We start from the raw sequence: 10,348 nt of genomic DNA on the forward strand, positions 1-10,348 counted from the left end.
GCGAAGGGGAGCGCGGGGAGGGGCGGCGCCGAGAACGACGCCGTCCCTCCCCGTACGGGTACGGGAGGGGCTCAGCCCTCGATCAACAGCGCCTGGTCCAGGGCCTGCAGGAAGCGGTTCGTGGTGACCCGGTCCCGCACCGCGAGCCGCAGCCAGTTCCGGTCAAGGCCCGGGAACGTGTCCCCGCGCCGCGCCGCGAAGCCCAGCGCCCGCAGCCGCTCCCGTACCGCGTCCGCGCGATCGATCCGGACCAGCACGAAGGGACCCTCCGCCGCCGCCACCGCGCGCACCTCGTCGAACTCCGCGAGCCCCGCCAGCAGATGGGCCCGCTCCACCCCGATCCGGTGCGCCGCGAGCTCCGCCTCGGCGAGCGCCGCCCGCGACATGCAGGCCTCCGCCGCCACGAGCGCGGGAGTGGACACCGGCCAGAGCGGCTGCGCCCGCTCAAGGAGGGTGATCGTCTCGGGGTGCGCGAGGACGTAGCCGATCCGCAGCCCCGCGAGGCCCCAGGTCTTCGTGAGGCTCCGCAGCACCACCAGACCCGGTACGTCCGTCCGGCCGGCCAGCGACTCCCGTTCGCCCGGCACGGCGTCCATGAACGCCTCGTCCACCACCAGCGTCCGCCCCGGCCGGGCCAGGTCCGCGATCGCCGCCGCGGGATGCAGTACGGACGTCGGGTTCGTCGGGTTCCCGATCACCACCAGGTCCGCGTCCTCCGGCACGGCCGCCGGATCCAGCCGGAAGCCGTCCTCCTCACGCAGCAGCACGCGGCCCACCTCGTGCCCCGCGTCCCGCAGGGCCGCCTCGGGCTCGGTGAACTGCGGATGCACCACCACCGGCCGCCGCGCCGGCAGCGCCCGCGCGAGCAGCACGAACGCCTCCGCCGCACCGGCCGTGAGCAGCACCCGGCCGGGCGGCAGGTCGTGGCGCTCGGCGACCGCCGCCCGCGCGACCCGGCCGTCCGGATACTGCGCCAGGCCCGTCAGGGAATCGGCGATCCGCGCCCGCAGCCACTCCGGTGGCGTGTGCGTCCGGACGTTGACCGCGAGGTCGATCAGCTTCTCGTCCCGTACCTCCGCGTCACCGTGGTGCCGCAGATCGTGGACGTCAGAGTGCGCGTGGGTATCCATGGCCGCCGTCGGGTGGTGAGTGGGGGGTGTACGGGGCTCCGTCTGACCAGCGATGTACCCCTGTCCCTGGGGCAACAACCGTGCGGTGGCGGCATCTTCGTTCGGACGAAACCGGAGAGAACGGGCAATCGCGCACGTCGCGCGCGCCGATTTCCGCTTCGGTACGAGCAGCACGGCACCGGGCCCGGCGGCGAGCAGCGCCGCCGCCTCCGCCACCGACGCCGTTCCCGTCGCCGCGAGCGGAGCCCGCGAGGGGTTCGGTGCGGGGACGGCGGCCAGCTCCTCGGGCCCGTAGGCGCGGAGCGGTACGCCGAAGCGCTGGGCCGCGCCCACGATCCCCGGCTCCGCCGCCCGCGCCTCCAGCGTGGCGAACGCGACGACGTCCGAGCCCGTCAGACCGGCCTCCCGCAGCGCCGCCGCCACCAGGGCGAGGACCTCGTCCACGGACACACCGGACCGGGCGCCGACCCCCACCGTCGCACCGTTCACCGTGGCCCCGCTCCCTGTCGCCCCGCTCACCGTGTGCCCCAGACCAGGAACACGGGCGGCCCGGCCGGTGCGAAGGAGGAGCCCGTCAGCCGATCGGTCCGCAGCACCACACCCTCGGCCGCGAAGCCACAGGACTCCAGAGCCGAGTGGACCTGCGCCATCGACGTCCGATCCGGAGCCGCCACCACCACCGCGCGCCGTGCCCGCCGACCCGCCGTCCGCACGAGCGACTCCAGCTCGTCGCCCACACCACAACCGCCCCCGACGAACACCCCGTCCGGATCGGCGAGATGGGTCAGCACCGTCGGCGCCGCCCCGTGCACCGCCCGCACCTCCACGCCCTGCGCGGCCGTGTTCACCCGCACTCGCTCGGCACCTGACTCCGTCCGCTCCACGGCGACCGCCGCCGCGCCCAGCCGGGCGCACTCGATCGCCACCGCGCCGCCGCCCGAACCGACGTCCCAGACCAGGTCCCCGGCCCGCGGCCCCAGCCGCGCCAGCGTCAACGCCCGTGCCTCGTAAGGCAGTACGAAACCGTCGTCCGCCCCGAACTCCCCGTCCGGCAGCGCCCAGCGGCCCGGCCCGGTGAGCGGACCGGTGACCGCCGGAGCCGGCCCGTCCTGCCGGGACTCGTCCAGACACAGGACCAGGCTCACGCACTCCCAGCTCCGGCACATCGCCTCCGCCGGATCCACCCGCTCGAACCGCTCACGGAAGGGATCGCCCAACGCCGAGAACACCACCAGCGTCCGCGACGCCACCCGGTGCACCAGTGCCGCGCCCAGCTCCGCCGGTCCGACGCCCGGCGCGGGCAGCACGGCCACCTTCGGGTGCGCCCGGCAGACGTTCACCGCGCGGTCGGGCACCGAGCCCTCCACCACGACGGCGTCGTCCCAGGCCAGACCCAGGCGCGCGAACGCGAGTCCGATGTGCGCGGACCGCGCGCGATCCGATAGCAAAGGCGCATGGCCGTTTTCGTCGCGCTCGGCGCGTTCCTCATGACGCTCTTCGGCGGCTGGACGGCGCAGCGCGTCACCGACCGGCGCCACCTGGTCCTCGGCCTCGCCGGCGGACTGATGCTCGGCGTGGTCGGACTCGACCTCCTGCCGGAGGCCCTGGAGGCCGCCGGCGAGAAGGTCTTCGGCGTGCCGCAGGCCCTGCTCCTCTTCGTGGGCGGCTTCCTCTTCGCCCACGTCGTGGAACGGCTGCTGGCCGCCCGTCAGGCGGCCCACGGGGTCGGCGCCGACGAGCGGGTGCCGCAGGTCGGCCTCACCGCGGCGGCCGCGATGGTCGCCCACAGCCTCATGGACGGCATCGCACTCGGCGCGGCCTTCCAGGTCGGCGGAGGCATGGGCGCGACCGTCGCGATCGCCGTCATCACCCATGACTTCGCCGACGGATTCAACACGTACACGATCACCAGCCTGTACGGGAACGCCCGGCGCAAGGCGATCATCATGCTGGTCGCGGACGCGCTCGCGCCGATCGTCGGCGCCGCGTCCACTCTGCTGTTCACCCTTCCGGAGGAACTTCTCGGCAGCTACCTCGGCTTCTTCGGCGGCGCACTGCTCTACCTCGCCGCCGCCGAGATCCTCCCCGAGGCACACCACCGGCACCCGGCCCTCTCCACCCTGCTGTGCACGGTGGCGGGCGTGGCCTTCATCTGGGTCGTGGTGGGTGTCTCGGGCGTCTGATCTCACGTGGCGGGCCCGTTCGCACAGTGCTCCACGAACCGCGCGGCCGCCTCCGGCGCACCCGCCCAGTGGGTGTGCACATAACTCGCGTGCACCCCCTGCTGTACGAACCCCTCCACGCTCCCCCGAGCTCTTCGAGCAGGGGGGACCCCCACCGGCTGCCGCAGCCCCCAGGCCGCCTGCGCGCCCGCGCCCGGCTCGATCACCGTCCGGTGGAACTCGTGCCCCCGCATCCGCGCCCCGGCCGCCGCGAGCGAACTGTCGCTCACCGCCACGGCGTCCCGGTACCCGAGCGTGAGCCGCTCCGACATCCGCGCCTCCGCGTCGAGCACCCCGCACATCGGCTTCCCGTCGAGCGAACGAGCCAGATACAGCAGCCCGGCACACTCGGCCGCGACCGGCGCCCCGGAGCCCGCCAGCTCGGCGACGGCCTTCCGCAACGGCTCGTTGGCGGACAACTCGGCCCCGTACATCTCGGGGAAACCGCCACCTATGACGAGCCCGGAGGTCCCGGGCGGCAACTCCTCGTCCCGGAGCGGATCGAACGTGACGACCTCGGCCCCGGCAGCACGGAGCAACTCGGCATGCTCGGCGTACGAGAAGGTGAAGGCAGCCCCTCCGGCGACGGCTACCACCGGCCTTGCTGTGGGCATTCGTCCCGCTGGGGCGGGACGGGTGGGCACGGCCGACCCACCGGCCCGCACCCCGACGGCGCCCACGGGGTCCCAGGCCTCTCCAGGCATCGGCGGCGCCGACCGCGCAAGAGCCAACAGCGCATCCAGGTCGCACCCCTGGCGCACCTGCTCCCCCTGCGCCGCCACGGCGGCCACGGCGTCGGCCTGCCGCTCGGCGACCGGCACCAGCCCGAGGTGCCGAGAAGGCGTGGCCACCGAGGGCGCCCTGCGCAGCACGCCCAGCACGGGCACTCCCGACCCCCCAAGCGCCTCCCGCAGCAGATGCTCGTGCCGGTCCGAGGCGACCTTGTTCAGGATCACCCCGCCGATCCGTACCTCCGGATCCCACGAGGCGAACCCGTGCACCAGCGCCGCCACGGACCGCGACTGCGACGAGGCGTCCACGACCAGCACGACCGGCGCCTTGAGCACCTTCGCCACCTGCGCCGTCGACGCCAGCTCGCCCTGGTCGGCGGCGCCGTCGTACAACCCCATGACGCCCTCGACCACCGCCAGGTCGCAGCCGCGCGCCCCGTGCTCGAAGAGCGGCGCGATCAGCCCCGTACCGCACATGTAGGCGTCGAGGTTGCGGCCCGGGCGGCCCGTCGCCAGGGCGTGGTATCCCGGGTCGATGTAGTCCGGGCCGACCTTGTGCGGGGAGACCGCGAGGCCACGGCCGGCGAACGCGGCCATCAGACCGGTCGCGACCGTGGTCTTGCCCGCGCCCGAGGACGGCGCGGCGATGACGAGACGTGCTACCACTCGATGCCCCGCTGGCCCTTCTGACCCGCGTCCATCGGGTGCTTCACCTTCGACATGTCCGTGACGAGATCCGCGAAGTCCATGAGCTCCTGCGGGGCGTTGCGGCCGGTGATGACCACATGCTGCTGCCCCGGCCGGTCGCGGAGCACCTCGACGACCTCCTTGGTGTCGATCCAGCCCCAGTGCAGCAGGTACGCGAACTCGTCGAGGACGTAGAACTTGTACCTCTCCTCCGCCAGATCCCGCTTGACCTGCTCCCAGCCCTCGCGCGCCTTGTCCTCGTGGGACTGCTCGCCCTCGGCGACCTCGCGCTGGATCCAGGACCAGCCCTCGCCCATCTTGTTCCAGGTCACGGTGCCGCCCTTGCCGGTCTCGCCGAGCGCCTTGAGGGCGTTCTCCTCGCCGACCTTCCACTTGGCGGACTTGACGAACTGGAACACCCCGATCGGCCAGCCCTGGTTCCAGGCCCGCAGGGCCATGCCGAACGCGGCGGTCGACTTTCCCTTGCCGACGCCCGTGTGGACCATCACCAGCGCCCGGTTGCGGCGCTGACGGGTCGTGAGACCGTCGTCGGGAACGACGGTCGGCTGTCCCTGCGGCATTAAGCGGCCCTCCTGGCAGAGTGGTTGGCTTGTACGTTCCTGACGAGACCGGCGATCGCGTCGGCGCGCAGCTCGTCCAAGGTCACGACGGTTCCGCCCAGTTCACGGGCGAGGTCCCCGGCGAGCCCGAGCCGTACGGGACCGGTCTCGCAGTCCACGACGACGGCCGCCGTGCCCTCGGAGGCGTGCAGTCGCGCGGCGCGCGCGGCCAGCGCCACCGGGTCGGCGCCCCCGCCGGTCGCCCGGCCGTCGGTCACGACCACGAGCAGCGGCCGGCGCGAGGGATCCCGCAGCCGCTCGACGCGCAGCACGTCATGGGCCTTCAGCAGCCCCGCCGACAGGGGCGTACGGCCACCCGTCGGGAGCTGTTCGAGCCGGGCCGCGGCGGCGTCCACGGACGAGGTCGGCGGCAGCGCCACCTCCGCGTCCCGGCCCCGGAAGGTGACCAGGCCGACCTTGTCACGCCGCTGGTACGCGTCGAGCAGCAGCGACAGCACCGCGCCCTTCACGGCGCTCATCCGCTGCCGCGCCGCCATCGAGCCGGAGGCGTCCACGGCGAACAGCACCAGGTTCCCCTCCCGGCCCTCGCGCGTCGCCTGCCGCAGATCGTCCCGGCGGACCACGAGCCCGGGGCCGGACCGGCCGCGCGCCTTCTGGTGCGGGGCGGCGGCGTGCACGGTCGCGGCCAGGTGCAGCTTGGTCAGCGCGCCCCGGGGCCGTACGGCGCCGGTCGTCCTGCCGTGCTCGGTACGGGCCCGGGAACGGCGCCCCGCGGCGCCCTCGCCGAGTCCGGGCACGCTGAGCATCTTCGTACGGAACGGCTCGGCGGCCTTGACGGCGGCCCGCTCACCGGCGCCTCCCGGACCCTGCGGGGCGGGCGCGGGCGCCTCGTCCGGCGCCGTCGTGTTCTCGGGCGCCGGGCCGTCGCCCTGCGGCGGCACACCGCCCCCGCCGCCGCCCGGACCGCCGGGGCCCTCCGGGCCGGGATCCGGGTCGTCGTCGCCGTCCTCCTCGCCCTGGAACTGCTCCAGGGTCTCGTCGAGCTTGTCCTCGTCGAGCCCCGGCGCGTCGAAGGGGTTCCTCCGCCGCCGGTGGGGGAGGGCGAGCAGCGCCGCCTGCCGTACGTCGTCGGAGGTCACCTCGGACCGCCCGGCCCACGCCGCGAGCGCGGTCGCCGTCCGGGCCATCACGATGTCCGCGCGCATGCCGTCCACCTCGAACGCCGCGCAGGTCGCGGCGATCTGGAGCAGCGCCGCGTCCCCGAGCACGACGCGCGGCAGCAGCTCGCGCGCCGCGACGATCCGCTCCCGCAGCTCGGTCTCCTCGCCGGCCCAGCGCGCGGCGAACGCGGCCGGGTCGTCGTCGAAGGCGAGCCGCCGCCGGACGACCTCCACGCGCTGCTCGGGCTCGCGGGAGGCCGCGACCTCGACCGTCAGTCCGAACCGGTCCAGCAACTGCGGCCGCAGCTCGCCCTCTTCGGGGTTCATCGTGCCGACGAGCAGGAAGCGGGCCGCGTGCCGTACGGAGACGCCTTCGCGTTCGACGTACGAGGAGCCCATGGCGGCGGCGTCGAGGAGCAGGTCGATCAGGTGGTCGTGGAGGAGGTTGACCTCGTCGACGTACAGGATCCCGCGGTGCGCGTCGGCGAGCAGCCCGGGCTCGAAGGCCTTCACGCCCTCGGAGAGGGCCCGTTCGATGTCGAGCGCGCCGACGAGCCGGTCCTCGGAGGCGCCGACGGGCAGCTCCACCATCCGCGCGGGGCGCGCGGCGGCCGGGGCGGTCTCGTGCGGCCCGTCCGGGCACCCCGGGTCGGGCGCGCCCGGGTCGCAGCTGAACCGGCACCCGGCGACCACCGGCACCTCGGGCAGCAGGTCCGCGAGGGCTCGCACGGCCGTCGACTTGGCGGTCCCCTTCTCCCCGCGCACGAGGACCCCACCCACCGCGGGACTGACGGCGTTCAGCAACAACGACAGCCGCAGATCGTCCATACCGACGACGGCGGTGAACGGATACCGGGTGCTCATCGGGTGGTCACTCCTTCGGTTCGCTGACGTTCGTTCACGTGCGCGACGGCCCGCAGCCGCCGACGGCGGGTGCCGCCCCACAAGGGCCACCCGCACCTCTGTTCTCCTTGCCGCACGGGTGGTGCGGACGGGAACCCAAGCCCGGCCGAAGGCCGGGCGCACCCTCCGCCGGCCCTCACGGCCCTCACGGCGCACCCGGCGGCACGAACGGCAGCCCAGCAGGGGCGCCTTCCTCGATCAGCCGCAGCAACGCATCCGTGTCCGCGTGCTCCTCGACCAAGTCACCGAGCCGGTCCAACTGCTCCTCGCGCAGCGCGCCGAACGACGTGTCCGGAGCCGGTACGAACCGCCGGCCGGCCGCCGCCGCGACCTCCCGCAGGAACGCCCGGCGGAATCCGTCGCTCTCCAGCGAGCCGTGCCAGTGCGTCCCCCAGACCGCGCCGACCCGGCACCCGTCCAGGAACGGCTCCCCGCCGAGCACCTCGGCGACGCCATGGTGGATCTCGTACCCCTCCACGCGCTCGCCGAGCGCCTCGCCGACCGGGCGGGCCAGCGTCTTCTCGGCCGCGAACCGGACCCGTACGGGCAGCAGCCCGAGGCCGTCGACCGTGCCGGCCTTCGACTCGACCTCGTCCTCGATCCGCTCCCCGAGCGCCTGGAAACCGCCGCAGATGCCGAGCACCGGCCGGCCCTCCGCCGCACGCCGTGCCAGGGCGTCCGCGAGCCCGCGTTCGCGCAGCCACGCCAGGGCCTTCACCGTGCCCCGGGTGCCCGGCACGACCACCAGGTCCGCGTCGACCAGCTCCTCGGCGCGGTCCACGAACCGTACGACCACGCCCGGTTCGGCCGCCAGCGCGTCCACGTCCGTGAAGTTCGACATCAGCGGCACCGCGCAGACGGCGATCCGCAGCACGTCCTCGCCGACCGGCGGAGCGACGACCGACTCGCGGACGGCGCCCCGCAGGGAGACCCGCAGCCCGTCCTCCTCGTCGATCCCGAGCCCGTGCGCGTACGGCAGCACGCCGTACGTCCGCCGCCCGGTCAGCCCGAACAGCATGTCGAGGCCCGGCTCCAGGAGGCTCACGTCGCCCCGGAACTTGTTCACGAGATACCCGGCGACCAGCTCCTGGTCCTCGGGCGCGAGCAGCGCCGTCGTGCCGAAGAACTGGGCGAACACGCCGCCCCGGTCGATGTCGCCGACCACGAGGACCGGCAGCCGCGCGGCCCGCGCGACGCCCATGTTCACGATGTCCGTGCGCCGTAGGTTGATCTCGGCCGGACTGCCCGCCCCCTCGCAGATCACGGCGTCATACGTGCCCCGCAGCTCCTCCAGGCACGCCATCACCGGCTCGAAGAGCTCCTTCTGCCGCCCTCCGTGGTAGCCCCGCGCGCTCAGCTCGCCGACGGGCTTTCCCATGAGGACCACCTGGCTGGAGCGGTCGCTGCCCGGCTTCAGCAGGACCGGGTTCATGAGGGCGGTCGGCTCGACCCGCGCCGCCTGCGCCTGCATGGCCTGCGCGCGCCCGATCTCCGCGCCCTCGCGGGTCACGAAGGAGTTCAGGGACATGTTCTGCCCCTTGAACGGGGCGACCTTCACCCCCTGGCGGACCAGCCACCGGCAGATGCCGGCCGTGACGACACTCTTGCCCGCGTCGGACGTCGTCCCGGCAACCAGCAAACCCCCGCCGCGCACGCGCCCGCCGCCGACCGTCACCCCGCCCGTCATGCCTGCCTCCGCTTCAGTGCGCTCGCCGCGATCCGCCCGCCCACGCAGGCGGCCAGCGTCAGCGCCGTCACCCGGCGCGACAGCCGGACCGCCCGTTCGATGTCCGCGACCTCCACGGCCCGTCCCTCCCCGTTGAGTACGGGCCGGTGCTCGACCCGGCCGCCGTACGAGAGTGTCCCGCCGAGCCGTACGCCGAGGGCCCCGGCGAACGCGGCCTCCACCGGGCCCGCGTTGGGGCTGGGGTGCTTCGCCGCGTCCGTGCGCCAGGCCCGCAGGGCGCCCGCCGTGTCACCGCCGCCGAGGGCGGCGAGCACGGCGGTCAGCCGGGCGCCCGGCCAGCCGGCCACGTCGTCCAGGCGGGCCGAGGCCCAGCCGAAGCGCCGGTACTTCGCCGACTTGTGGCCCACCATCGCGTCCAGGGTGTTCACCGCCCGGAAGCCGACCAGGCCAGGAACGCCCGCGACCGCGCCCCAGAACAGGGCCCCCACCACCGCGTCGGAGGTGTTCTCGGCGACGGACTCCACGACCGCGCGGGCCATCGCCGGACCGTCCAGGGCCTGCGGATCGCGCCCCACCAGATGCGGCATCCGCTCCCGGGCCACCTCCAGGTCGCCGGCCGCCAGGGCCCCGCCGATGGCACGGGCCTCCCGGCCCAGGGTCGTCCCGCCCACGACGGCCCAGACGGCGGCGGCGGTCAGCGCGGCGGAGGCCCGGGGGTGGTCACGTACCGTACGGGCGGCCAGTGCGGCGGCGCCCGCGGCGCCCGTCACGCAGACGGCCGTGTGCAGCGCGCCCCACCCTCGGTGGTCGCGCCACAGCAGCTTCTCGACGGCCCCGGCGGCCCGCCCGAACGCGGCGACCGGATGGCCGCGGCGGGGGTCGCCGACGATCAGATCGGCGGCCAGACCGGCGGCGGCGCCGTATGCGAATACACGTGTGGCTGCACTGCGGCTGCGGCCGGGCATGGCGCTGTGTCCTCACTCAGGGTCCGCGCCCTGGCTCGACGTGACCGGCGGCGAGAGTTCCTGGCTCCCGGGGATCGACTCCCCGGTCACAGTGGCGGGACCGCGCCGGATTCGCACCGGGCTTCCTCTGCTTGCCGCCGTAATGGCCCCGGAAGTCCACCACGTGTGCGAAGACCCGTCAACTCACGCTTGACCTGCGGCGGGACAGTGTGCGAAGCACCACACGGCGCCCCCATGGCTCCCGGAACGACGGCCGGGCGGGCCGCACCCGAAGGTGCGACC

General features: G+C 74.5%; 8 protein-coding genes and 1 riboswitch. Of the genes, 1 reads left to right on the forward strand and 7 read right to left on the reverse strand.

Translation table 11 applies throughout. From position 1 onward, the window contains the following. Window positions 1–71: 71 nt before the first annotated feature. Together cobC and ACWF79_RS28910 are read right to left on the reverse strand one after the other, a co-directional pair. On the reverse strand, window positions 72–1,619 hold the full coding sequence (gene cobC, locus ACWF79_RS28905; RefSeq protein WP_453731102.1) for an Rv2231c family pyridoxal phosphate-dependent protein CobC: 1,548 nt from the start codon (window positions 1,617–1,619) through the stop codon (window positions 72–74). Between the two features lie 26 nt (window positions 1,620–1,645). Beyond that, the gene (locus ACWF79_RS28910) at window positions 1,646–2,578 is read right to left on the reverse strand and encodes a bifunctional cobalt-precorrin-7 (C(5))-methyltransferase/cobalt-precorrin-6B (C(15))-methyltransferase (RefSeq protein ID WP_453731103.1); all 933 of its coding nucleotides are present in this window, start codon (window positions 2,576–2,578) and stop codon (window positions 1,646–1,648) included. 6 nt (window positions 2,579–2,584) lie between these two features. Here ACWF79_RS28910 and ACWF79_RS28915 point away from each other — a divergent pair, with 6 nt between their 5' ends. Next, on the forward strand, window positions 2,585–3,313 hold the full coding sequence (locus tag ACWF79_RS28915) for a ZIP family metal transporter (protein ID WP_453731104.1): 729 nt from the start codon (window positions 2,585–2,587) through the stop codon (window positions 3,311–3,313). A gap of 2 nt (window positions 3,314–3,315) precedes the next feature. Here the strand turns inward: ACWF79_RS28915 and ACWF79_RS28920 are convergent, their stop codons facing one another. The 5 genes from ACWF79_RS28920 to ACWF79_RS28940 all read right to left on the reverse strand — a co-directional run bounded on the left by ACWF79_RS28920 (window position 3,316) and on the right by ACWF79_RS28940 (window position 10,066). Further along, entirely contained in the window at window positions 3,316–4,749 is a 1,434-nt protein-coding gene (locus ACWF79_RS28920) for a cobyrinate a,c-diamide synthase (RefSeq protein ID WP_453731105.1), read from the reverse strand. After that, a complete protein-coding gene (gene cobO, locus ACWF79_RS28925) occupies window positions 4,743–5,351 on the reverse strand; it encodes a cob(I)yrinic acid a,c-diamide adenosyltransferase (protein WP_453731106.1) in 609 nt (202 codons plus the stop codon). The genes ACWF79_RS28920 and cobO overlap by 7 nt, the downstream gene beginning before the upstream one ends. After that, window positions 5,351–7,375 (reverse strand): putative cobaltochelatase, encoded by a 2,025-nt coding sequence (locus ACWF79_RS28930; RefSeq protein ID WP_453731107.1) that lies wholly within the window; start codon window positions 7,373–7,375, stop codon window positions 5,351–5,353. The genes cobO and ACWF79_RS28930 overlap by 1 nt, the downstream gene beginning before the upstream one ends. Before the next feature lie 184 nt (window positions 7,376–7,559). Then, entirely contained in the window at window positions 7,560–9,101 is a 1,542-nt protein-coding gene (locus tag ACWF79_RS28935) for a cobyric acid synthase (protein ID WP_453731108.1), read from the reverse strand. Further along, window positions 9,098–10,066, reverse strand: a complete 969-nt coding sequence (locus ACWF79_RS28940) for a cobalamin biosynthesis protein (protein ID WP_453731109.1) — start codon at window positions 10,064–10,066, stop codon at window positions 9,098–9,100. The genes ACWF79_RS28935 and ACWF79_RS28940 overlap by 4 nt, the downstream gene beginning before the upstream one ends. Window positions 10,067–10,101: 35 nt before the next feature. Continuing rightward, window positions 10,102–10,242: riboswitch (cobalamin riboswitch) on the reverse strand. Window positions 10,243–10,348 lie beyond the last annotated feature (106 nt).

The sequence above is a fragment of the Streptomyces sp. NPDC054975 genome, assembly GCF_053609105.1.